We start from the raw sequence: 23328 nt of genomic DNA on the forward strand, positions 1-23328 counted from the left end.
TAACGATACCACACAAAATTACGAAATGGCTACTTGTAAGCGCCAAAAAAACTTGCGCCGTGTCGTAATGGGCACACGCTGCACCCCGCTCCGGGCTAGCCATCGCCCTGAACCGTGCCCTGCAGATCTGCAGAATTCCTGATGAAGAGGGATTCCTGCCCTGTTTAGCCAGTTTTCCGGCGTCAGCTTAGTGAATTTTCTTGCTTATCGGTAGTTACAATGGTAACGTTCCCTTATTGTTCTTATAAGATGGATACCCCTTTGGATTTAGCCCTGCAACAACTAGCGGCCACCCTGCGCCGTCTCGGCCAGCACTTCCCTGCCGATACCAGCGAGCAGCAGCATTACCTGCCACGGCAGGTCGAGGGGACCGCGCTAGGCGCCAACGTGGGCTGGACTACCGGCTTCTGGACCGGCCTGATGTGGCTGGCCTATGAACTGAGCGGCCAGCCGCAGTTCGCCCAGGCGGCACGTGCGCAGACCGCCAGTTTTGCCCACCGCCTGCAGGCCGGACGCGATCTTGACCACCATGATCTGGGCTTTCTCTACCTGCTCAGCCATGTCGCCGCCGATCAGTTGTGCGCCCTGCCCGGCGCCCGCAGCACCGCGCTGGCAGCAGCAGATCGGCTGCTGGGCCGCTTTCTGCCGGGCGCCGGCGTGATACAGGCCTGGGGCAGGCTCGATGATCCGCACGAGCATGGCCGCACCATCATCGACTGCCTGATGAATCTGCCGCTGCTGCACTGGGCGGCGCGCGTCAGCGGCGAGCGCCGCTACACCGAGGTTGCGCGCATCCACACGCTGCGCACGCGCGAGCATCTGGTGCGGACCGACGGCGCCACCTACCACACCTATTTCTTCGACACGCTGCGCGGCACGCCACTGCGGCCCAGCACCCATCAGGGCTGGTCGGACGATTCGTGCTGGGCGCGCGGTCAGGCGTGGGCACTGTACGGCTTCGCGCTCAACCACCGCCACCTGCCCGATCTGGATCTGCTCGACACGGCCTGCCACATCGCCGACTACTTCCTCGCGCGCCTGCCGCCAGACCGCATCGCCCTGTGGGACCTGAGCCTGCCGGTCGACAGCAACGAACCGCGCGACAGCTCGGCCTGTGCGATTGCCGCCTGCGGCCTGTTCGATCTGGCCGCGCAGCTACCGGCCGGCCCGCGCCAGCAGCACTACCGTCAGGCTGCCATCGATCTGCTGGGCGCCTTGCAGAAGCTGTGCGCAGCACGCATGCCGCAGGCCGGCGGCCTGCTGCTGCATGGTACTTACCACCGCCAAATCGGACTGGGCGTGGATGAATGCACGTTATGGGGCGACTACTATTATCTGGAAGCGCTGGCACGCTGGCAGCACGGCTGGCAAAGCTACGATAGCCGCCCCTTGCGCGCACACGCCTCAGCGGCGGCGCAAAGCCCGCAGCAGACGGTACCAGCAGCCTGCGCCAGCTAGCGCCACCAGTCCCGCCGCCAGAAACACGAGACGGTAATCGTGGCCATTGCGGCCCAGCAGATAGCCCAGCAGGATAGAGAAAAATACGGTCAGCAGCGCGGTAAGCGCCGCCGACAGCGCCGCCAGCGAGGAAAACTGCTGGCGCGGCAAAGTCAGCGGCAGCAGCGATGCCGTACCAGTCAGGAACACCCCGGCCACTACCACATGCACGAATAGCCAGATCAGATACGAGGTAGGCCCCGTCACCAGCCACCACGCGGCCAGCATGCAGCAGGCATACACCAGCATGGCAGCAAAACCGATGCGCACCGGATGGTAGCGGTCGGCCAGCCAGCCTATCGGCCACGCCAGCAGTATGGACACACTGTAGCCAGCGGCAGTGGCCCGGCCATAGGCACGGAAGTCCACCGCGAACTGGCCGATGGCATGATAGCTGTTGATATTCGCCGGCAGCACGCAGATGGCGCCCATCGCAATGGACAGAAACAGCAGCGTATAGGTCCAGCCATCGGCGCCGCCTTGCGCTACGCCGGCCGCATCCAGCGCCTGCCGCGCCGCCTCGTGCACCACTCCGCGCGCGCGCAGCCGGACAATGCCGTAGCAGACCAGCAGAAAGCACAGCAGGTAAAGCGCGGCTATCGTCAGCACGATGGATTGCGCCACTTCGGTCAGCTCGTTGCCGAAGTAGTAGTAGAAGAACAGCACCCCCACCGCCAGACTGACGATGCGCAGTACGCCAAAAAAACGGCCGATGATTGCATGCGGCACCAGATCGTTAATCAGGCCGATAAACAGGGCGTTGCCGATGATGGTGAACAGTGAATAGCTGGTCCAGCAGACGCACATGCAGGCCAGTACAAAATAATTCTGCTCGTCCGGCACCGCGCCGGACAACTGCCACAGCAACACGCCCAGTGTATGGCTGTAGGCCAGCCCCACCAGACTGAGGGCAATCAGCGGTGCGCAAGCCAGCAGAAACGGAATATGCCGTCCCAGCGCGCTGCGGGTACGGTCGCTCCATGCACCGATCAGCGGCCCTGCCAGCATGCTGATCAAAGCCGGCAGCGCACCGAGCAGGCTATTGAGCAGAACGGGGTTGTCGCTGAACTGGCGCAGCTGCACCTTGAACAGATCGGGAATGGCGCGCTCCTTGAGCGACCAGCCCAGCCCGCCCAGCAGCAGCAAGACGTACACGGCCAGCAGGCCGGCACTGAACCAGCGCTGGCGCGGCGCTACGCCGGGCATGCCGTGCATCGCTTACGCGCTATCGGCTTTACGTGCCGCCGCACGTTTGCGCGGCGTCGCGGCAGCCGTACGGGGCGCGGGCCCCGTACTCTCGCGGATCACGAATTCGCTGGGGAATTCAACCCGCTGGCGCCGCCCCGGCTCGCTGCGGATACGCCGCAGCAGTTCCTGCACAGCGGCCTGCGCCATCGCCTGAAACGGGTGGCGCAGCGTGGTGAGCGGCGGCTGGGCCAGCGAAGCAGCGGGAATATCATCGAAGCCCACTACGGAGATATCCTGCGGTATGGCCAGCCCGCGTTCGCGGATGGCGTTCATGCAGCCCAGCGCCATGGTATCGCTGGCCGCAAAAATCGCCGTTGGCGGCTGCTCCAGCGCCAGCAGATGGCGCCCCGCTTCCAGCCCGGACAGTTCCTGAAAATTACCCTGATAGATTAACGATGGATCGGCGGCGATACCGGCATCGGCCAGCGCCGCCAGATAGCCGCGCTCGCGCAGATCGCTCTGCCCCGTGAAAGCTGTGCCGCCAACAAAGGCAATGCGGCGGTGCCCCAGTTCGATCAGATGCGATACGGCGTCCTGCGCACCGTTATAGTTATCGCCGCGCACCACCGGCAACGGCGTCTCGTGGCGGAAGTAGTTCAGCAGCAGTACCGGACTGCTGGCATTCTCCAGCGATTTGAGGAAGTCGTCGGTCATGCAGGGCAGCACGTAGATCAGGCCATCCCACAGGCCGTGCAGCATCTGGCTGACAGCGGCGCCGCGCCCCTCGCCCAGCGTGCCCATGGTGCTGTAGATGAACATATCCATCTCCACCTTGCGCACTTCCACGCTGAGCGCCGTCACGAAGGCATTCACCACCTGCGAGGACAGATCGTTGACGACGATGCCGATCACATTGGTTTTACCGCCCTTCATCATGCGCGCCAGCGCGTTGGGCGCATAGCCCAGCTGCTTGGCCGCCGCCTGCACCTTGCTGCGGGTTTCTTCCGAAGCGTAGCCTTCGCCGCTCAGCGCGCGCGACGCCGTCATCACCGAGACGCCCGCTTCGCGCGCCACATCCACCAGCGTAACGCTGGCCTTTTTATTTGCCATTGCCTATCCACTCACAGAGATGCATATCAGCGGCTGATTGTACAGATTTTCCACCACGGCAGACAGAAAATCGTTAACGTTATCAAGCTTGCTGCAACACCTGTGGTGCGCTTATCAGCTACGCCAACTGCTGCCCTGCGCTAGCCGGCTGCACGGCGCTGCGGCAATGCCGGCGGACCCGCGCCTTCCAGCCGGCCGCGGCGCGACGAAAATTTGAACAGCCCCACCGCCTGCGCCAGATGGGCAGCCTGCTCGTCCAGCTGGGCTGCTGCAGCGGCGGCCTGCTCCACCATCGCGGCATTCTGCTGGGTACCGGCATCGATCTCCAGCACGGTGCGGTTAATCTGGTCCACACCGCTACTTTGCTGCAGGTTGTCACGCGCGATGTCGCTGACGATGTCTGCCACGCTCTGCACCGATGCCACCACACCCGTCATGGTAGCGCCAGCCGTGCGGCCCAGCTGGTCGCCATGGGCGATCTTCTCCACCGAGGCACTGATCAGCTGCTTGATTTCGCCGGCCGCCGCCGTAGCGCGCTGGGCCAGCTGGCGCACTTCCGTCGCTACCACCGCAAAACTGCGCCCCTGCTCTCCGGCGCGTGCGGCTTCCACAGCGGCATTAAGGGCCAGTATATTGGTCTGGAAAGCGATACCGTCGATCAGGCCGATAATGTCGAAGATCTTCTGCGCCGACTGGCTGATGTCGGCCAGCGTCAGCCCCACCTGCGTCACCACGGCACCGCCTTCGCTCGCTACCGTACAGGCCTCGGCCACCAGCGCGCTGGTTTGCTGGGCATTGCTGGCGGCCTGGGCTTCCGTGCGCAGCGACAGATCCTGATTACCGGCGGCGATTTCGCGTGTGGCCGTATTGATCGATTCCACACTGCTGCGTACATCGCCGATGATGGCCACCAGATTGATGCTCATCTGGCGCAAAGCGCGTAGCAACTGGGCCACTTCTTCGTCACCAGCCACTTCGATCGACACACTCAGGTCGCCCGCCGCCAGCGCCCGGGCGCTATACAGCGCAGCGCGCAAAGGCGCCAGCACGCTGCGCTCCAGTACCAGTGCCAGTGCCAGCGTGATGGCGACACCGGCGCTACCGGCCAGCGCGTAAGCCGTCGCCGCGCCGTCGCTATGGCTACTCCAGCCAGCCACACCCAGCGTGGCCAGCAGCAGTGCCAGCAGCATCAGCAGGCTGTGGCACCACAGACGCGCCGGCACGCGCCGCAAGCGCGTCAGCCAGCCGGCCATGCCGGGCGCCACATGGCGCCCCTGATGCAGCACGCCGGCAGCCGCGCCACCACGGGCCAGTTGCCGGTATAGCTGCTCGGCGCGGGTGATCTGATGGCGTTCCGGCACGGTGCGCACGGAGAGGTAGCCATTCACGCGGCCACCTTCCATGGTGGGCGTTACATTCGCCACGACCCAGTAGAAATCGCCATTCTTGCGGCGGTTCTTGACCAGACCGGTCCACGGCATGCCGCGCTGTATGGTCTGCCACAGATCGGCAAACGCCGCCGGCGGCATGTCAGGGTGGCGCACCAGATTATGGGGCGCGCCCAGCAATTCTTCCTGACTGTAGCCGCTGGCTTCGATAAAGGCGGGATTGGCGTAGGTGATGCGCCCGGCCAGATCGGTCTTGGAGACCAGCGGACGCTGGGGCGGTAAAACGTATTCATGGCCCGTGACGGGCAGATTCTGGCGCATGCTCACTCCTTCTTGTTACTTATCCACCTAGCGTGCGCCGACCATAGCCTGCGATGGATCAAATTTCCAAAATGCAATTGTACTAGGCCATTGGCAACTGAAATATCGTCCAGATTAACTTTCGTTGTAGAAACTTTCAATTTTAAAGTTAATTTTCCGTCCTGCCTGGCGCCGCTTTGCGCCCATTAACCCAGCTGGATCCACCAGAATCCCGCCACGGCCAGCAATAGCAGCAGCGCGGCCAGCACACACGCCGGCTGGCTGGCATCACCTGCAGCCCCGGCCTTCATTCCGCTCCACATCGCCCGTATCAGATTTTCGCCATGCAGGCGGCTAGCCAGCAGCACCGCAGCGATGTGCACCAGCACCACCAGCAGCAGCAGGTTGGCCAGCGTCTCATGTATTTCTTCCATCCAGTCGCCCACCAGTTCCGCGTACAGCAGCCATCCTGCCGCCGTCAGCAGCAAGGCCAGTGCCAGCATCAGCACGATGGCTAGCGCACCGGCGGGATTATGGCCGGTGTAGTGCTGCGGCCGGCCTGTCGCCAGACCGCGCAGATAGGTCAGTACCGCTTGCGGCCCTCGCACAAAGCTGCTGAAGCGGGCATAGCGTGTGCCGAATACGCCCCATAGCAGACGGAACAGCACCAGTCCCGCCACGGTATAACCGAGTGTCACGTGCAGCAGGCGCCAGTCATCCAGCTCGGCGCTCAGATAGGCGCCACCGAAACATAGTGCCAGCAGCCAGTGAAACACTCGCAGCGGCATATCCCAAACACGGATAGGTGCAATAGCGCCTGTGGCTGGCGCAATCTTGGCTTGGCTCGATGGCATATCAGGCTCCTGCTGTGGGTGATCTCGCCCTGATGGTGGCGCGCAGTTATTAAGAAATTCTGAGCAAAGCGGAAAATTGCGCACTGACCTGACTATTTTTTCTGTTCCCCCGGCAGTCCGCAAAATCGGCAGCCGGATGTAATACACTCGAGGCAGACCCTAAGCTTTCCACTGATTGTTGCGAGCCACTCCCACTTATGGAAAACACGCCATCGCCGTCGACCTATCCGGGGCTTTCCAGCCAGGCAGCGCAGCAATTGCTGCAGCAGGTGGGCGCTAACGAACTACCCGTCTCGCGCCCGCGCAGCAACGTCCGCCTGCTGGTGGATGTGGTGGCCGAACCCATGTTTCTGCTGCTGGTAGCCTGCGGCGCCATCTACCTGCTACTAGGCGATCCGGACGAAGCGCTGATGCTGCTGGGCTTTGTGGCCATCGTCGTGATCATGACTTTTTTCCAGCAGCGCCGCACCGAGCGCTCGCTGCATGCGCTGCGCGACCTGTCTTCGCCACGCGCACTGGTGCTGCGCGACGGCCAGCAGATGCGCATTGCGGGGCGCGAACTGGTGCCCGGCGACGTGGTGCTGCTGGCAGAGGGCGACCGCGTACCGGCCGACATCGATCTGCTGAACTGCTCCAACCTGATGGTGGACGAATCGCTGCTGACCGGCGAATCCGTCCCCGTCAGCAAACTCCCCGGTGATCAGGCTGCCACGCCGGAACAGGGCCGCATCTACTCCGGCACCCTGATCACGCAAGGCACGGCACGCGGACTCGTCGTGGCCACCGGCGCAGCCAGCGCACTGGGGCGGATAGGTGCCAGTCTGGCCGCACTGGGCGGCGAACTTACCCCTATCCAGCAGGAGACGCGCGGCGTGGTCAAGACCGTGGCCAGCTGCGGCGCCCTGCTGGCGCTGGCACTGGCGCTGGCCTACTGGTACCTGAACGGCGCATGGCTGCAAGGCGTGCTGGCCGGACTGACGCTGGCCATGGCCATCCTGCCGGAGGAATTGCCGGTCATTCTCACCCTGTTTCTCGGCCTGGGCGCATGGCGGCTGGGGCGCGCGCGCATCCTGGCGCGCAGCATTCCTGCCATCGAACTGCTGGGCGCCACCACCGTCCTGTGCGTCGACAAGACCGGCACGCTCACGGCCAACCGCATGGAAGTGCGCGGGCTGTGGAGCCGGCAGGCCAGTTTTGATGCGGCCAGTGCCAGCACCATGCCGGACCAGCTGCACGGCCTGCTCGAATATGCCGTACTGGCCAGCCACCGGCAAGCCTTCGACCCCATGGAGCAGGCCATCACCAGCGCGGGTGCCAGCTGGCTCGCCAACACCGAACACCTGCATAGCGACTGGCAGCTGATCGACGACTATCCGCTGTCGCGCCAGCTGCTGGCCATGTCGCGCGTGTGGCAATCGCCGCGCCGCGACGCCTATCTGGTGGCTGCCAAAGGCGCCCCCGAGGCCATCATCGATCTATGCCATCTGGATGCAGCCGGTAGCGCCAGTATCGCTGCACAGGTCAGCCTGATGGCAGCACAGGGCCTGCGCGTGATTGCCGTGGCCAGTGCCAGCTTTGCCGCGCCGCCGCTGCCGGACAACCAGCATGTGTTCGAATTCGAATTCCTCGGTCTGGTGGCCCTGCAGGACCCGATACGGCCCGAAGTACCCGGGGCAGTAGCGCAGTGCCATGCCGCCGGCATGCAGGTAGTGATGATTACCGGCGACCACCCCGCGACGGCCAGCGCCATTGCTACTCAGGCGGGCATACATGGCGCCGTGCTGGCTGGCCCGGAACTGGCGACGCTCGATGATGCAGAGCTGTCGCGCCGGCTGCAGGACTGCCGGGTATTCTGCCGCATCGCACCCGAGCAGAAGCTGCGGCTGGTGCAGGCGTTCCGCCAGCGCGGCGAGATCGTCGCCATGACGGGCGATGGCGTCAACGATGCACCGGCACTGAAAGCGGCGCATATCGGCGTGGCCATGGGCGCGCGCGGCACCGATGTGGCACGCGAAGCGGCAGCACTGGTGCTGCTGCAGGATGATTTTTCTTCGCTGCTGCTGGCCGTGCAGCATGGCCGCCGCCTGTTTGCCAACCTGCGCAAGGCCATCGTGTTCATCGTCGCCGTGCACGTGCCCATCGTCGGGCTGTCGATACTGCCGGTGCTGTTCGGCTGGCCCATGCTGCTGATGCCCGTCCATATACTGTTTCTGCAGCTGGTCATCGACCCGGCCTGTTCGCTGGTGTTCGAGGCGGAAGCGATCGAACCGGGCGCCATGCAAAGCCCGCCCCGTTCGCCGCAGCAGCATCTATTCGACCGCAGCATCCTCCAGCGCGGCCTGCTGCAGGGCGGTGCGCTGCTGCTGATACTGCTGATATGGCATGCGCTGCTGCGCCGGCAGGGCGTGCCGCACAACGCTGCGCGTACCAGCACCTTCGTAGCGCTGGTACTAGCCAATCTGGGCCTCATATTCAGCAATCTGAGCTGGCGCCTGCCCGCATGGCAGCGCAGCCACCAGTCCAACCGGCCGTTCTACTGGATCAGCGCCATTGCGCTGCTGCTGCTCGCCGCCGTGCTCGGCGTACCGGCCATCCGCACGCTGTTTGCCTTTGCCCTGCCGGCGGCAGATATCCTGCTGGGCAGCGTAGCCGTGGCGCTGCTGTGCGTGGGCTGGTTCGAACTGGTCAAGCGTCGCTGAGCGCTGATCCGGTTCTGCTGCTCGCGCTTCGCGCAATTGCGCGGATGCCGCAGCATGGAACCAACATGGTCCCAGTCGTTACAAAATAGGCATTCTTTTAAAAACTGCCAGAAAACACCAGCAATGAATTCACTTAGTATGAATCGGGATAGCTTCTTTGAATCGCAAAAATTAAAGCCAGGCCAATCTACCGGCAGCCTATATGGCGAGGCGGTAGGTTCAATTGTCGCCAACCAGGTAAGGCCAGCTATGGCGCGCTGTCTGCAGACAGGCATCGCTGCGCGCTTGCGGGCGGCTACAAAAAATATATTTGCCAAACGCGACTTTACGACTCAGACACACAGCTTGCACGCACGTCTGAACTCTCTCGCCATTTTGAGGCAGAGTAATGATTTAAAGGAAAGCAATGGGAGTATGTCCAATCTCGACATAGCTAAAGAAACTCTGCAGCATATACGTACGGAGGTTTACAAAGCGAACCATAAATCCTATAACAAAACCTATCAGAAACATCGCCCCAAATACGTGCAGGTTAGCGGACGAAGAAAGAAAGCGCATCCGGCTTTATTAAAAACTCGAACGGCTCGCTCGAAAGGTGCAGGGTACGTCGTGTCATACAAATCCCAGGCCCATAACTGCGGCGAGCTCGCCGAGGCGGCTGTCTACCATCTTCGGTCTGCCGACATTCCCGCATTTAAGGCCTATACGGCGACCCATGCCTTTGCAGTGATAGGCATTACTCACCCCGCTGCACTGCCGGAAAAAATTTGCGACTGGCCCGCTGATATTGCCGTCTGCGATCCCTGGGCTAATCTAGCGTGCACTATCGACCAGTATCCGGCGGCTTTTTCCAATAAGATGAACAAATGGGCCATGGAAGGAAAGCTGATTTTTTACCCGGCCCTATCCACCTATGTTCTGGCGGACCAGCCCCAGTGGGTTGGCAGCGTGGTGGGACGCGAGATCAAAATCAGTCTAGACGGAAGCCGCAAGCTGAAAGATTAGCAGCCTGATTCTGTAGGCGAGTCCGTCGTGCGTCTGTATGCGTGGCGCTGCCGTATGCGGGCAGGTTCGAACTGGACTAGCGTCACTGAGCGCTGATCCGGTTCAGCTGCTCGCGCTTCTGCTCAAGGTCTTCATCGCTGTCGGCAAAGCGCGCGGCAATAGCGCGGAATTCGTCCTGCAGACTCAGGAAGGCATCCACCACGTCGGGATCGAAATGGCTGCCGCGCCCCTGCACGATCAGCTGCACGGCCAGATCGTGGCCCATGCCTTCCTTGTAGACGCGGCGGCAGATCAGCGCATCATACACGTCGGCCACCGCCATCAGCCGCGCCGCCAGCGGAATCGCTACACCAGACAGACCTTGCGGGTAACCCGAGCCATCCCATTTTTCCTGGTGGCTGTAGGCGATGTCCTTGGCCATGGACAGGAAACTCACTTGCGTTCCCAATTGCTTCTCCGCGTGGTCGATAGCGTCGCGTCCCAGTGTGGTATGGGTCTTCATGATCTCGAATTCGGCCGCGTCGAACTTGCCGGGCTTGAGCAGTATGCGGTCCGGTATGCCCACCTTGCCGATATCGTGCAGCGGCGCCGACTTGAACAGCATGCGGATATATTCGTCCGTCAGCAAAGCGGCAAAGCGCGGGTGGCTGCTCAGCTTCCGGGCCAGCGCCTGCACATAGTACTGGGTGCGGCGGATATGGTTGCCCGTATCGGCATCGCGGGTTTCGGCCAGCGAAGCCATGGCCAGTATCGTCACATCCTGGATGGCAGTGACCTCGCGCGTACGCTTGGCCACTTCCTGCTCCAGAAACGCGCTTTTGTCGCGCAGGAAATCGGCGTGAGCTTTCAGCGCCAGATGGATTTTCAGGCGCGCCATCAGGATCGGCGGGCTGACCGGCTTGGTAATGTAATCGACCGCACCGATCTGCAGGCCTTTTTCCTCGTCGGCGATATCGGCCTTGGCAGTGAGGAAGATCACGGGAATATCGCGTGTAGCCGGATGCGCCTTGAGTATCTGGCAGACTTGGTAGCCATCCATTTCCGGCATCATGATATCGAGCAGGATAAGGTCCGGCACATCGCCGGTAGTGGCCAGTTTCAGCGCGCGCGCGCCGCTATTGGCGATCTTCAGTTTGTAATCGTTACGCAGCAGCTCGCTCATCAGCGCAAGGTTTTCCGGCGTGTCGTCCACAATCAGGACTATGGGCTTGGCTGGCAGTTCCAGACTAGTTTCCATGCTCGCTACTCCAGTCAGTTAGGCTGAGTTCCGCTTGTCATCTTACGCGCTTCCATCGCCTGACGCAGGCTCTGTTGCGCCCCTTCGAAATCAAAGTCCCCCAGCAGCGCTTCCAGCTCCGCCCAGCGTGCAGGATAGGCAGCGCGGAATAGCTCGCGCTGACTTTCCCACAGCTGGCAGGCTTCCGGATCACCATCTTCCAGCATGGGCAGCAGCTGTTCACAGGCAGCCAGCAGCGCCGCTTCATCCACCGCCAGGGCAGCTGGCGGCTCGGGCTGGGCATCGGCGCGGGCACCGTCCATGCTGCGCAGGCTGTTCAGCACGAGCTCCAGTTCGGCCAGCACGGCCTGCAAAGCTGCATCGATCTGATCCTGTGCCACACCGGCGCGGCAGTCCTGCTCCAGCAGAGCGGCATGCTGCTGCAGGGTGCGCGCACCGATATTGCCGGCATTACCACGCAGGGTATGGGCGCAGCGCTCGGCTGCGCGCGCATCATCACTTTGCCGCGCCGCTTTGAAGTGGAGCAGAAACTGGCTCTGGTTCTTTTCGAATTTGCTGAGCAGCTTGCGGTACAGTTTTTCGCTGTTCATAGTGGTCGCCAGGCCTGCTGCCACGTCGATGCCGGGCAAACTGGCCGGCACGCTGCCGAACGTATTGGGATAGGCACGCCGCAGCGGCGCCACCGGCGTTGCGGCCATGCCACTAGGCCGTATCCAGCGTGCCATGGTCTCGAACATCACATCCACGTCGAGCGGCTTGGCGATGTGGTCGCACATGCCCGCCTCCAGCACCAGCTCGCGATCGCCCGCCATCGCGTTGGCCGTCATGGCGATCACGGGAATCTGCTGCAGCGCCGGCGTCCGGCAGATGATACGGGTCGCTTCATAGCCATCCATCACCGGCATCTGGCAATCCATCAATATCCCGTCAAAAGCGCTGTCGCCAGCCAGGATATCCAGCGCCTCGCGGCCATTGTTGGCCAGCACCACCTGCAAGCCCGCATCGCTCAGCAGTTCCAGCGCCAGTTCCTGATTCAGGTCGTTATCCTCCACCAGCAGCACGCGCGCCCCCTGCAGGCGCGCCATGGCATCCTGCACACCCTGCCCCAGTTGCACTACCGGGGCACGGCGCAGCGAGTACTTCTTCAGCGATGCGCCGATAGCCTCCAGCAGCGAGGAGGGTGTGGCGGGTTTGGTCAGTACGGTACTCAGCTCCACCTGCTGCGCGCGCGCCGCCGCCAGTGCCTCCTCGCGTCCGTAGGCCGTCACCATGATCACTGCCGGCGCCTGCGAGCGGGTGCTGCGCTGTAGTTCGCCCACCAGCTGCACGCCATCCATTTCCGGCATGCGCCAGTCCGACAGCAGCAGATCAAACGGTGCACCTTCGGCCTGTGCCGCAGCCACCATGTCCAGCGCCTGCCGTCCGCCACTGGCCGTGGCGGCGCGCAAGCCGAACGATCGCGCCATATCCTGCAGGATGTCGCGCGCCGCCGCGTTGTCATCCACCACCAGCACGCGGATGCCGCGCAGCTCGTCGGCCGTAAACATGCGGTTGAGCTGTATGCTGCTCTGCAGCCCGAAGCGCGCCGTGAAGTGGAACACGGAACCTTGTCCCGCTACGCTTTCCACCCAGATGCGGCCACCCATCATCTCCACCAGCGTCTTGGAAATGGCCAGCCCCAGCCCGGTACCACCATATTTGCGGGTGGTGGATGAATCGGCCTGGGTGAAGGACTGGAACATGCGTCCGGTCTGCTCTGCCGTCATGCCGATACCGGTATCGCGCACCCAGAAGTGCAGCTCGACTTCGTCCGCCTCCTGCCGCAGGCAGCTGACGCCCACCACGATTTCACCTTTTTCGGTAAACTTGACGGCGTTATTGCCCAGATTGATCAGCACCTGCCCCAGCCGCAGCGGGTCGCCCACCAGCGCCGTCGGCACATTGGCCGACGCATCGAAGATCAGCTCCAGCCCTTTTTCATCGGTTTTCATCGACAGCAGGTTGCCCAGATTGTCGACCACATCTTCCAGCCGGAAATCGATGCGTTCCATCGACAGCTTGCCCGCTTCGATCTTGGAGAAATCCAGAATATCGTTGATGATACCGAGCAGATTGTTCCCGGCCTGTACCACTTTTTCGATGTAGTTGCGCTGCTTGCGATCGAGCTCGGTCTGCAGCGCCAGCCGCGACATGCCGATGATGGCATTCATCGGCGTGCGGATTTCGTGGCTCATATTCGACAGGAAGTCCGACTTGGCGCGGGTGGCGCTTTCGGCCTTTTCCTTGGCCATGCGCAGCGCGTCGCTTAGTTCGCGGTCGGCCGTAATATCATCGATGATCCACACCGTGCCCTTGGAATGATCGGCCGGATCGACTGCATTGCCCTGCAGACGGGCCCAGAACAGGCTGCCGTCCTTGCGCATCAGCTGCTGTTCGCGCACATGCGGCTGGCCCGACCAGATGGTTTCATAGGGCAGGCCGCCGATGCGGTTAGCCTCCTCGTCGGCATACCAGATCGCCGTCTGCTGGCCCACCATTTCCCACAGCGGCCAGCCGAACATCTCGTGCAGGCGGCGGTTGCAGCGGTGCAGGGTCCGTTCGCGGATCAGGGCAATGCCGGATGTAGCGGTATCGAGTATCGCGCGCTGCTCGTCGTTGGCCAGCTGTATCAGTTCCTGCGCATGGCGCTCGGCGGTGATATCCCACACGATCACCACCACGCCTCGCTCCGGTTGCTGCTGGTCGATGGCACGGGTGACCGTACGGGCCCAGAACAGACTGCCATCCTTGCGCTGGAACTGCAGGTCCTGCGTATAGGTATTCCCCATCAGTATCTGCGCATAGCCGACGCTACCCACCCGGTCATAGTCTTCCTGACGATGGAACCAGCAGCGCACGGGCTGTCCTTTGAGCTCGCCGACGGCATAGCCGAACAATTCATCCAGCCCGTGATTACACTGGCGGATCACGCGCTGCTGCAACAGTGCGATACCGACCGATGCCGTGCCCAGTATCGCCTCCTGCTCCTGATTGGCCGCCACCAGCGCCGATTCGATGCGCAGACGCTCCGTTACATCGCGCAAGGAACTGGCGATCAGCAGACCTTCGGCCGTGACGATGGGGCTCAGGCTCACTTCCACGGGAATTTCTTTCCCTGCGCTGGTGCGCGCATGCAGCATGCCGTCGCTGCCTACGCGGCGCGGCGCGGCGTGCTGCATATAGTCCTGCCGCAGCTGGCCATGCAGTTCCGTCAGCGCGGCCGGCATCAGCATTTCCACTGGCTGGCCGACAAAGTCGGCGTGGGCATAGCCAAAGAAGGCTTCGGCCTGACGATTGACCATGACGATGCAACCCTCGGCATTGGTAATCACCATCGGATCTGGCGTAGAGTCGAGCAGCGCGCGGAACTGTTCTTCGCGCGCATGGGCGCGCGCTTCGGCCGCTACCCGCTTGCTGATGTCGCTGAACAGGGCAAAGCTGATCTGCCGCCCGTCCGAATTGTCGACGAAGGTATTCACATAGGCCATGCAGGGCAGCAGGCTGCCATCGGCACAGCGCAGATTGGCCTGCATCTGGTAAGCGCCATGGTCATCCTGGCGCACATGGTCGAGCACATCGGCCAGCCGCTTGCCCAGTATCTGGCCGGACGGCAGCTTGAGCAGAGCCACCATGGCAGCATTGGTCTGCACAATGGCCCCCGTATCGTCGATCAGGACAAAGCCCTGCTGGGTAGTGCTGAGGATGGACTCGTAACGCGTGCGCGCGCTGAGCGTCTTCGAATACAGGAATACATACAGCAGGCCAAAACACAGCAGCATCAGCGTAGCGCAGCCAGCGAGCATACCCAGCATGGTCTGGCTGATGGGGGACGTGATCACCACGCCTTCCAGCGGCAGGAAGCGGGCCGATTCCATGGCGATGTAGTGCATGCTGGAGATCGCCAGCCCCAGCACCACGGCAGCGGCCAGCGAGGCCAGATACGGGATGCGCCGCAAGCCGCTGCTGGCGATGCGCCGGTTCAGCAGCAGTGCCAGCGTAGCGGTGAGCACCGCCGCCAGCAGCGAGAACACGAATACCTGCGGTTCGTACAGCAAGCGTCCCTGAAACTGGAAAGCGGCCATGCCGGTGTAATGCATCAGCCCTACCCCGCTGCCCATGACGGCACCGGCCAGCAGCAGTTTGGTGTGGCCTATGCGCTGCGACGCAGTGGCGCGCAAGGCTATCGCCGCAGCCGCCACGCCGGGCAAGGCTGACAACAGGGTCAGCCAGGGATCATAAGCAACGCTGCAGTTAAGCCGGAACGAGGACATGCCGATAAAGTGCATCGCCCAGATGCCCAGTCCCAGCATGACAGCGCCTAGCGACACCCAGTAGCGCCCCTGCTGGCGCCGGCGCGCCATTTCGAAGGCGCAGAAGGAAGCAAAAATCGCGATCATCACGGAGGCTGCAATCCCTGCGCCATCGTAACTGGAGCCGATCTGGCGCATGGCCAGTTCGGCGGCAGAGGCAAACGAAAACGGATTTCCCGAGAATACCGGCATTGCTACTCCTGCGAGGATGAGTAGTTGCTATTATGAACAGAAATCCCGTTTATGTAAGCATTCGGGAAGATCTGCCATGCGATGCTGTTGCAATTACGATAAGCGCAACCTGGGTCTAGGGTAGTAGTACCGACAGCTCCTGCGCACCTTCCTGCAGCATGGGCAGGAACACCTCCAGCATATAGGCCGCACTGACCCGGCTGGCCTGCACCCCGACGTTGAGCGCCGCCAGCACATTGCCCGCCGCGCCGCGCACCGGCACCGCCAGCGAACGCAAGCCCGTTTCCAGCTCCTCGTCGTTGAGGGCGTAGCCGCTGTGGCGCACCTCGGCCAGTATGGCGCGCAGCCGGCTGGCCGACACCACGGTCTTTTCTGTAAAGGCCTGCAATTTGACCCGGGCCAGATAGGCGTCGAGCGCCGCCTCGTCCAGCTGGGCCAGCAGCACCCGTCCCATCGACGTGCAGTAGGCGGGCAGGCGGCTGCCCGTATTGAGCGAAACCGACATGATGCGCGCCGTAGCGGAGCGTGCCACATACAGAATCTCATCGTCCTGCAGCACGGCCAGCGAGCACGATTCATTGAGCTTGCGGCTCAGGCTATTCAGATACGGCGCCGTCGATACGGTCAGCGGGGTGGACGACAGATAGGAATACCCCAGCGTCAGCACCTTGGACTGCAGCGTGAACAGCGTGCCGTCCGCTTCGGCATAACCGAGCGCGCACAGGGTATGCAGGCAGCGCCGCACGGCAGCCCGCGAAATGCCGGTGCGGTGGCTGATCTGGGCGATGGTCAGGCTGCGCCGCTGATCGCTGAATGCGCGCAGCACGGCCAGTCCGCGGGCCAGCGAGGTCATGAAATCCGGCCCCGTCAGGGCGTCGATTTCTTCGGAAATATTATCCATATAATCCGCTCTGTCAAATAACGTTCGATAATCGCACAACTTCGATTTTGCAGCATTGTCCAGCAAATTCGCCACCGCTACACTGAATTGGCGCTGAATCAGCGTCAGATCGGAAAGCGTTGTGCGATTATCGCACAGCTTTCTTCATCCTCACCATGCAGCCACTGGCTGCCCGAAAGAGAGCCGTGATTAACAAAATTTCTTCCACCTTAGGCAGCGCCGTGGCCGACATCCGCGATGGCGCCACCATCATGATCGGCGGCTTCGGCAATGCCGGCATGCCGTCTGCGCTGATCGACGCACTGATCGAACAGGGCGCGCGCGAACTCACCATCGTCAACAACAACGCCGGCAATGGCGATACGGGACTGGCCGCCCTGCTGGCCGCAGGGCGCGTGCGCAAGATCATCTGCTCCTTCCCCCGCCAGGCCGATTCGCACCACTTCGACGCGCTGTACCGCGCCGGCAAGGTAGAACTGGAACTGACGCCGCAAGGCAATCTGGCCGAACGCATCCGCGCTGCCGGTGCCGGCATCGGCGGCTTCTTCACCCCCACCGGCTACGGCACGCTGCTGGCCGAGGGCAAGGAAACCCGCGCCATCAACGGCCGCCAGTACGTGCTGGAGTCGCCCATCCATGCCGACTTCGCCCTCATCAAGGCGCTGCGCGGCGACCGCTGGGGCAATCTGGTGTACCGCAAGGCGGCGCGCAATTTCGGCCCCATCATGGCCATGGCCGCCCGCACCACCGTCGCACAGGTAGCCGAAGTGGTGGAACTGGGCGAACTTGATCCGGAACACATCATCACGCCCGGCATCTTCGTCCAGCGCGTCGTCAAGGAGGCAGCATGACTCAGCGCTACAGCCGCGATGAAATCGCCGCCCGCGTGGCACAGGATATTCCCGAAGGGGCATACGTCAACCTCGGCATCGGCCTGCCTACCCGCGTGGCCAACTATCTGCCGCCCGAGCGCGAAGTGTTCCTGCATAGCGAAAACGGCCTGCTGGGCATGGGCCCGGCACCAGCGCCCGGTGCAGAAGACGAAGACCTGATCAATGCCGGCAAACAGCCCGTAACGCTGCTGACCGGTGGCGCCTATTTCCATCACGGCGATTCGTTTGCCATGATGCGCGGCGGCCATCTGGATATCTGCGTGCTGGGCGCCTTTCAGGTAGCTGCCAATGGCGATCTGGCCAACTGGCATACCGGCGCGGCCGATGCCATCCCCGCCGTGGGCGGCGCCATGGATCTGGCCATCGGTGCAAAACAGGTGTTCGTGATGATGGAGCACCAGACCAAGACGGGTGAAAGCAAGATCGTCGCCGCCTGCACCTACCCGCTTACCGGCGTGGGCTGCGTGGACCGCATCTACACCGATCTGGCCGTGCTGGAAGTGGGCCCGCAAGGCTTGCGCGTGCTGGAAATGGCACCCGGCCTCACGCCCCAGACCCTGCAAGCGGCCACTGCGGCGCCGCTACTGTTCGATTAAACCTGCCACGGCGCCCGCTTGCAGCCGCAATCGGGCGCCCTTTTCACTTCACTTCGAGAGACAACTATGTATCAAGCATTTATCTGCGATGCCGTACGCACGCCCATAGGCCGCTACGGCGGCGCTCTGAAAGACCTGCGCGCCGACGATCTGGGCGCCCTGCCCATCCGCGCCCTGCTGCAGCGCCACCCGCAACTGCCGTGGGATCAGCTGGACGATGTGTACTACGGCTGCGCCAATCAGGCCGGTGAAGACAACCGCAACGTGGCGCGCATGTCGGCCCTGCTGGCCGGCCTGCCTGCCGCCGTACCGGGTGTCACCATTAACCGCCTGTGCGGCTCCGGCATGGACGCCGTGGGTTCGGCAGCCCGTGCCATCATGGCTGGCGAAGCGCAACTGCTGATCGCCGGCGGCGTGGAATCCATGACGCGCGCGCCCTTCGTCATGGGCAAGGCGGAATCGCCCTACAGCCGTAGCGCCTCGCTACAGGACACCACCATGGGCTGGCGCTTCATCAATCCGGCCCTGAAAGCGGCCTACGGCGTCGAGACCATGCCGGAAACGGCCGAGAACGTGGCACAGGATTACAGCATCAGCCGCGCCGATCAGGATGCCTTTGCGCTGGCCAGCCAGAACAAGACGGCTGCCGCCATCGCCGCCGGCCGTTTCGAGCAGGAGATCATCACCGTTGAAATTGCGCAGAAGCGCGGCGAACCCTTGCAGTTCCGCCAGGACGAGCACCCGCGCGCCACCACGCTGGAAGCACTGGGCAACCTGAAAGGTGTGGTACGGGCAGACGGCTCGGTCACCGCTGGCAATGCCTCCGGCATTAATGATGGCGCCTGCGCGCTACTGCTGGCCAGTGGCAGCGCCGCACAGCAGCACGCTCTCAGGCCGCTGGCCCGCATCGTCGGCATGGCCACGGCAGGCGTCACCCCGCGCGTGATGGGCATAGGCCCCGTGCCGGCGGTGCAGAAGGTATTGCGCCAGACCGGGCTGACGCTGGAGCAGATGGATCTGATCGAACTCAATGAAGCATTTGCAGCACAGGGACTGGCCGTGCTGCGCATGCTGGGCCTGCGCGACGACGATGCCCGCGTCAACCCGAATGGCGGCGCCATTGCACTAGGCCACCCGCTGGGCATGAGCGGTGCGCGTCTGCTGACCACCGCCACCTACCAGCTGCAGCGCACCGGCGGGCGCTATGCGCTGTGCACCATGTGCATAGGCGTGGGTCAGGGCATAGCGGTGATCATCGAGCGGGTGTAAGCCGTCCGGTGCCAGGCCAAACAGAAATAGCCTGGCGCCAGATGGAAAAAAGCGGAGGGCAATGCCACTCCGCTTTTTTTTGCAGCCACTTTTTAGAAGAAATGGCGCAGGCCAAGCGAAAGGCCGTTCTGGGTTTTGCCGGCACCTACCGTACCGCCAGCATCGAGCGCGATCGCCGAGGCGCCGCTATTCTGCATGCGGCCCAGCGAGGCATAGGTGGCCGTGCGCTTGGACAGATGATAGGTCAGACGCGCTACCAGCAGCGTCGCGTCGGCATCGCTCCCCTTCTGGTCCTTGCGGGCTAGCTGCGCGTCGAGCGTCAGCAAAGGCTGGAGCGGATAGCTGATGCCGCAGTAATACAGGTCCGACTGCTGCAGCCCCGTTGCCGCACGGGTGCTGCGTTCGATAACACCTGCGCCCAGCCGCGCCTCGCCCAGTTTGACGTAGCCGTTCAGCGTCACCCGCTTGTCGCTATTATCGGCGCTAGTCAAGCCACCGGCAGCACCGGCATTGCCGTACATGATGTCGTAGGAAGCACTGACGCCATAGGGTTCCGTTTCATATGCCAGCAATCCCGTCACCTGACGGCAGGCTTTGGCATTGCCCGCCACTTCGCCGGCGCAATTGGTGCCGGCCGGGCCACCTGCCGCCGAGCTGTCGCGCCCCAGACTATAGGTCGCACCCACCGACACATTCCGGAAACGGCCGAAATAGAAGATGCTGTTATCGCTGCGGGCATTGGGCAGATACAGGTCGATGGAACTGATGGAGAACAGGTTAGGCCCCATCACATCGGCCTTCTGGGTGGCGAGAAAAGTCATATTCACCTGACGGCCCAGCGCAATCTGGCCGTAGCTGCCTTTCAGACCGACGGAAGCCTGCCGGCCGAACAGCCGGTTCTGCCCCATATTGCCCGTGTCGACACCCAGCCCTGTCTCCAGCGTGAAGATGGCCTGCAGGCCGTCGCCCAGATCTTCCGTGCCGCGAAAGCCCAGCCGCGAAGGCAGCGAGCCTGTCAGCGTGGGGATTTTGGTGACGCCAGCGCCTGCGGCATTGGTGTTGGTGGTGTAGGCGATGCCGGAATCGAGCACGCCATACACAGCGACATTACTCTGTGCCAGCACGCTGGCCGCCGGACAGGCCAGCAGCAAGGCCAGCGCGCGCGGGCGGAACGATGGTGATTGAGTCTGATTCAATTGTGTCTCCATGATTATCGTTATGGTGGTAGTGCAAACGGAGAGCTTCAGCGCAGCAGAAACTCCCTCAGTGCCTGATTGAAGGCCGTTTCGGCCTCGATGTTGGAAATATGCGAAGCAGGCAGCGTGACCAGCTCCGCGCCGGCGATGGACTGCTGCATCGCACGCGCATCCGCCGTGGTGGTCACAGGGTCGCTCTCCCCTGCGATCAGCAAGCTTGCTAGTTTTATGTCTGCGATCCGGCCCCGCAAATCTGCTGCGGCCAGCGCTTCGCAGCACGCTGCATAGCCCTCCGCATTGGCATGGCGCAGACCCGCCACCAGTGCTGCCACCCGCTGCGGCGCGCGCTGCGCAAAAGCCGGCGTGAACCAGCGCCCTGCCGCACCGTCCGCAACCGCATTCAGGCCGCCGGCACGCACCAGCGCGGCACGCTCCAGCCATGCCTGTTGCTGGCCGATGCGCGCCGCCGTATTTGCCAGCACCAGCCTGTCAAGCCGCTGCGGTGCATGGATGGCCAGCCACTGGGCGATCATGCCCCCCATGGACAGGCCGCAGAAATGGGTGCGCTCGATCGCCAGCGCATCGAGCAGCTTCAGCACATCCTGCCCGAGCAGTTCCAGCGTGACAGGACCGGAATGGCATGCCGAAGCGCCATGTCCGCGCGTGTCGTAGCGCAGAATGCGGAAGTCGCGCTGTAGCAGGGCGATCTGCCCCTGCCACATGGAGAAATCGGTGCCCAGCGAGTTGGAGAACGTCAGACACGGTGCGGCCGGATTGCCATCAAGCTGATAGCTGACGGCGTGGCCGTCGAGTTGCATCACTGGCATGGCGCTTACCCCTGATCGCCGCCACCAACCGGTAGCACGCTGCCGGTGATGTAGGAAGCGTCCTTCGACGCCAGGAACAGAATCGCGGCGACCTGTTCATCGATCGTGCCGTAGCGCTGCATCAGGCTACTGTTTTTGGTCTGATCGACAATGCCCTGATACCACTGATGTTCCTGCGCATTGAGCGGCTGTTCGTTGCGCGGCACCTTGCGTGGCGGCGCCTCGGTGCCGCCCGTTGCTACGGCATTCACCCGGATACCGTGCTGCGCATGTTCCATCGCCAGGCTGGCGGTCAGCGCATTCACCCCGCCTTTGGCGGCCGAATACGGAATGCGGTAAATGCCACGGGTTGCCACCGACGAGACGTTCACAATCACACCCTGCTGGCGCTGCAGCATATCCGGCAGCACAGCGCGGCAGCACCACAGCGTGGGAAACAGCGAACGACGGATTTCGGCCTCGATCTGGGCGGGGCCATACTCCTGAAACGGCTGTACCCAGATGGTGCCACCCACGTTGTTGATCAGCACATCGACCCGGCCGAACGCGGCCAGCGCAGCAGCATTGAGCTGCTCGGCGCCTTCCCAGGTTTCCAGATCGCCCCGGGCCACCGTGACCAGCGCACCGAGCGCCGCCACTTCCGCCGCGACTTCCTCCACGATGGCGGCACGGTCAGCCAGCACCAGCTGCGCGCCTTCGCGCGCCAGCGCCAGCGCGACACCGCGCCCTATGCCCTGCCCTGCGCCCGTTACCACTACCGCCTGTCCGGCAAAGCGGCCGGCGCTCATGCTGCCACTCCCGCTTCGCTACTGGCCGAGAATTTCTCGAAGTAGAAATTGGCAGGCGTTACGCCACAGGAGTTCAGCCAGCGCCGCACGGCATCCACCATCGGTACCGGACCGCACAGATAGATATCGACATCGCCGCCATTGAGCCACGCCTCGTCCACATGCTGGGTGACGTAGCCTTTACGGGGATGGGCACTGTCGTCGGAAGCCACGCAAGTACGGAAGCTGAACTGCGGATGGGCTGCTGCAATGCGCTGCAGATGTTCGATCGCCACCAGATCGGCGTCGTTAGTCACGCCGAACACCAGCCGCACCGGCTGGCGGAAGCCGCTTGCCGCCAGCACCTGCAGCATGGACAGGAAGGGCGCTATGCCGGTGCCGCCGGCCAGAAGTAGCAGCGGACGCCTGACTTCGCGCAGGTAGAAGCTGCCGTAAGGGCCGCAGAAGCTGATCGCTTCGCCCACTCTGGCCTGCTGCGCCAGATAGCTGCTCATCCGGCCTTGCGGCACATTACGCACCACAAATTCGCAGCGCCGCGTGCCGGGCATGGAGCTGAACGAATACGAGCGCGATTGCCCGGTGCCCGGCACTTCCACATTGACGTACTGCCCCGACAGGAAACCGATATCACAGCCTTCCTCCAGTTCCACCGCAAAGCCCAGCGTAGTCGGCGTGAGCTGGCGCACTTCGGCCAGATTGCCGCTATAGCGCTGCACGCCGCTCTTGCAGGCCGCCGAGGTGGCCGGAATGCGCACCACGCAATCGGACGTGGGCTTCATCTGGCAGGCCAGAATTTCACCGCGCGCCGCCTCTTCTGCCGACAAGGCATCCTCGATGTAACTCGAAGCGGGCATGCTGTAGCTGCCGGATTCGCACAGGCCACGGCAGGTGCCGCAGGCGCCGTCGCGGCAGTCGAGCGGAATATTGACTTTCTGCCGGTAGGCCGCGTCGGCCAGTTTCTCGTTCTCGTTGCACGAGATGAAGCGGGTTACGCCATCTTCAAATTGCAAGGCAATCCGGTAGCTCATGATGGTCTCCT

The 23328-nt window shown here is 62.9% G+C and carries 17 protein-coding genes; 6 read left to right on the forward strand and 11 right to left on the reverse strand.

Annotated features, from left to right (window positions below; translation table 11 throughout):
- Nucleotides 1–261: 261 nt before the first annotated feature.
- Entirely contained in the window at nucleotides 262–1458 is a 1197-nt protein-coding gene (locus tag GTP27_RS00910) for a glycoside hydrolase family 88 protein (protein ID WP_202416467.1), read from the forward strand.
- Here the strand turns inward: GTP27_RS00910 and GTP27_RS00915 are convergent.
- The 4 genes from GTP27_RS00915 to GTP27_RS00930 form a co-directional block, all read right to left on the reverse strand.
- Nucleotides 1405–2712 carry an MFS transporter gene (locus GTP27_RS00915; protein WP_161037312.1) on the reverse strand — a complete coding sequence of 436 codons (1308 nt, stop codon included), beginning with the start codon at nucleotides 2710–2712 and terminating at the stop codon, nucleotides 1405–1407. The genes GTP27_RS00910 and GTP27_RS00915 overlap by 54 nt on opposite strands.
- A gap of 3 nt (nucleotides 2713–2715) precedes the next feature.
- A complete protein-coding gene (locus GTP27_RS00920) occupies nucleotides 2716–3795 on the reverse strand; it encodes a LacI family DNA-binding transcriptional regulator (RefSeq protein ID WP_161037313.1) in 1080 nt (359 codons plus the stop codon).
- A 140-nt stretch (nucleotides 3796–3935) separates the two neighbouring features.
- Complete coding sequence (locus GTP27_RS00925; RefSeq protein WP_161037314.1) at nucleotides 3936–5504, reverse strand: methyl-accepting chemotaxis protein; 1569 nt, start codon at nucleotides 5502–5504, stop codon at nucleotides 3936–3938.
- A gap of 185 nt (nucleotides 5505–5689) precedes the next feature.
- Complete coding sequence (locus tag GTP27_RS00930) at nucleotides 5690–6337, reverse strand: cytochrome b/b6 domain-containing protein (protein WP_161037315.1); 648 nt, start codon at nucleotides 6335–6337, stop codon at nucleotides 5690–5692.
- A gap of 197 nt (nucleotides 6338–6534) precedes the next feature.
- Here GTP27_RS00930 and GTP27_RS00935 point away from each other — a divergent pair, with 197 nt between their 5' ends.
- Together GTP27_RS00935 and GTP27_RS00940 are read left to right on the forward strand one after the other, a co-directional pair.
- Nucleotides 6535–9036 (forward strand): cation-translocating P-type ATPase, encoded by a 2502-nt coding sequence (locus GTP27_RS00935; protein ID WP_161037316.1) that lies wholly within the window; start codon nucleotides 6535–6537, stop codon nucleotides 9034–9036.
- 54 nt (nucleotides 9037–9090) lie between these two features.
- The gene (locus GTP27_RS00940) at nucleotides 9091–10041 is read left to right on the forward strand and encodes a hypothetical protein (RefSeq protein WP_161037317.1); all 951 of its coding nucleotides are present in this window, start codon (nucleotides 9091–9093) and stop codon (nucleotides 10039–10041) included.
- Nucleotides 10042–10123: 82 nt separating this feature from the next.
- Here the strand turns inward: GTP27_RS00940 and GTP27_RS00945 are convergent, their stop codons facing one another.
- The 3 genes from GTP27_RS00945 to GTP27_RS00955 form a co-directional block, all read right to left on the reverse strand.
- Nucleotides 10124–11278: a response regulator gene (locus GTP27_RS00945; protein ID WP_161037318.1), complete on the reverse strand. Its 1155-nt coding sequence runs from the start codon at nucleotides 11276–11278 to the stop codon at nucleotides 10124–10126.
- Between the two features lie 14 nt (nucleotides 11279–11292).
- Entirely contained in the window at nucleotides 11293–15819 is a 4527-nt protein-coding gene (locus GTP27_RS00950; RefSeq protein ID WP_161037319.1) for a PAS domain S-box protein, read from the reverse strand.
- A 115-nt stretch (nucleotides 15820–15934) separates the two neighbouring features.
- Nucleotides 15935–16720 (reverse strand): IclR family transcriptional regulator domain-containing protein, encoded by a 786-nt coding sequence (locus GTP27_RS00955; protein WP_161037320.1) that lies wholly within the window; start codon nucleotides 16718–16720, stop codon nucleotides 15935–15937.
- Nucleotides 16721–16905: 185 nt separating this feature from the next.
- Here GTP27_RS00955 and GTP27_RS00960 point away from each other — a divergent pair, with 185 nt between their 5' ends.
- From GTP27_RS00960 to pcaF, 3 genes are all read left to right on the forward strand, one after another.
- Complete coding sequence (locus GTP27_RS00960; RefSeq protein ID WP_161037321.1) at nucleotides 16906–17571, forward strand: 3-oxoacid CoA-transferase subunit A; 666 nt, start codon at nucleotides 16906–16908, stop codon at nucleotides 17569–17571.
- Nucleotides 17568–18209 (forward strand): 3-oxoacid CoA-transferase subunit B, encoded by a 642-nt coding sequence (locus GTP27_RS00965; RefSeq protein WP_161037322.1) that lies wholly within the window; start codon nucleotides 17568–17570, stop codon nucleotides 18207–18209. The genes GTP27_RS00960 and GTP27_RS00965 overlap by 4 nt, the downstream gene beginning before the upstream one ends.
- Nucleotides 18210–18275: 66 nt before the next feature.
- Nucleotides 18276–19478: a 3-oxoadipyl-CoA thiolase gene (gene pcaF, locus GTP27_RS00970; protein ID WP_161037323.1), complete on the forward strand. Its 1203-nt coding sequence runs from the start codon at nucleotides 18276–18278 to the stop codon at nucleotides 19476–19478.
- 92 nt (nucleotides 19479–19570) lie between these two features.
- On the opposite strand, the gene GTP27_RS00975 is transcribed toward pcaF, so the two are convergent.
- The 4 genes from GTP27_RS00975 to benC all read right to left on the reverse strand — a co-directional run bounded on the left by GTP27_RS00975 (nucleotide 19571) and on the right by benC (nucleotide 23317).
- Nucleotides 19571–20635 (reverse strand): porin, encoded by a 1065-nt coding sequence (locus GTP27_RS00975; protein ID WP_229633338.1) that lies wholly within the window; start codon nucleotides 20633–20635, stop codon nucleotides 19571–19573.
- Between the two features lie 86 nt (nucleotides 20636–20721).
- On the reverse strand, nucleotides 20722–21501 hold the full coding sequence (gene pcaD / locus GTP27_RS00980) for a 3-oxoadipate enol-lactonase (RefSeq protein WP_161037325.1): 780 nt from the start codon (nucleotides 21499–21501) through the stop codon (nucleotides 20722–20724).
- 5 nt (nucleotides 21502–21506) lie between these two features.
- Nucleotides 21507–22289 (reverse strand): benzoate diol dehydrogenase BenD, encoded by a 783-nt coding sequence (gene benD, locus GTP27_RS00985; RefSeq protein ID WP_161037326.1) that lies wholly within the window; start codon nucleotides 22287–22289, stop codon nucleotides 21507–21509.
- A complete protein-coding gene (gene benC / locus GTP27_RS00990) occupies nucleotides 22286–23317 on the reverse strand; it encodes a benzoate 1,2-dioxygenase electron transfer component BenC (RefSeq protein ID WP_161037327.1) in 1032 nt (343 codons plus the stop codon). Before benC ends, benD begins: the two co-directional genes overlap by 4 nt.
- Nucleotides 23318–23328 lie beyond the last annotated feature (11 nt).

The organism is Duganella qianjiadongensis (assembly GCF_009857915.1).
Taxonomy (GTDB): Bacteria; Pseudomonadota; Gammaproteobacteria; order Burkholderiales; family Burkholderiaceae_D; genus Rugamonas; species Rugamonas qianjiadongensis.

Bases quoted from the DNA above. Each gene is read 5' to 3' on its own strand.
- GTP27_RS00915 (WP_161037312.1), bottom strand. From the start codon at position 2,712: ATGCACGGCATGCCCGGCGTAGCGCCGCGCCAGCGCTGGTTCAGTGCC.
- GTP27_RS00920 (WP_161037313.1), bottom strand. From the start codon at position 3,795: ATGGCAAATAAAAAGGCCAGCGTTACGCTGGTGGATGTGGCGCGCGAA.
- GTP27_RS00925 (WP_161037314.1), bottom strand. From the start codon at position 5,504: ATGCGCCAGAATCTGCCCGTCACGGGCCATGAATACGTTTTACCGCCC.
- GTP27_RS00930 (WP_161037315.1), bottom strand. From the start codon at position 6,337: ATGCCATCGAGCCAAGCCAAGATTGCGCCAGCCACAGGCGCTATTGCA.
- GTP27_RS00935 (WP_161037316.1), top strand. From the start codon at position 6,535: ATGGAAAACACGCCATCGCCGTCGACCTATCCGGGGCTTTCCAGCCAG.
- GTP27_RS00940 (WP_161037317.1), top strand. From the start codon at position 9,091: ATGGAACCAACATGGTCCCAGTCGTTACAAAATAGGCATTCTTTTAAA.
- GTP27_RS00945 (WP_161037318.1), bottom strand. From the start codon at position 11,278: ATGGAAACTAGTCTGGAACTGCCAGCCAAGCCCATAGTCCTGATTGTG.
- GTP27_RS00950 (WP_161037319.1), bottom strand. From the start codon at position 15,819: ATGCCGGTATTCTCGGGAAATCCGTTTTCGTTTGCCTCTGCCGCCGAA.
- GTP27_RS00955 (WP_161037320.1), bottom strand. From the start codon at position 16,720: ATGGATAATATTTCCGAAGAAATCGACGCCCTGACGGGGCCGGATTTC.
- GTP27_RS00965 (WP_161037322.1), top strand. From the start codon at position 17,568: ATGACTCAGCGCTACAGCCGCGATGAAATCGCCGCCCGCGTGGCACAG.
- pcaF (WP_161037323.1), top strand. From the start codon at position 18,276: ATGTATCAAGCATTTATCTGCGATGCCGTACGCACGCCCATAGGCCGC.
- pcaD (WP_161037325.1), bottom strand. From the start codon at position 21,501: ATGCCAGTGATGCAACTCGACGGCCACGCCGTCAGCTATCAGCTTGAT.
- benD (WP_161037326.1), bottom strand. From the start codon at position 22,289: ATGAGCGCCGGCCGCTTTGCCGGACAGGCGGTAGTGGTAACGGGCGCA.
- benC (WP_161037327.1), bottom strand. From the start codon at position 23,317: ATGAGCTACCGGATTGCCTTGCAATTTGAAGATGGCGTAACCCGCTTC.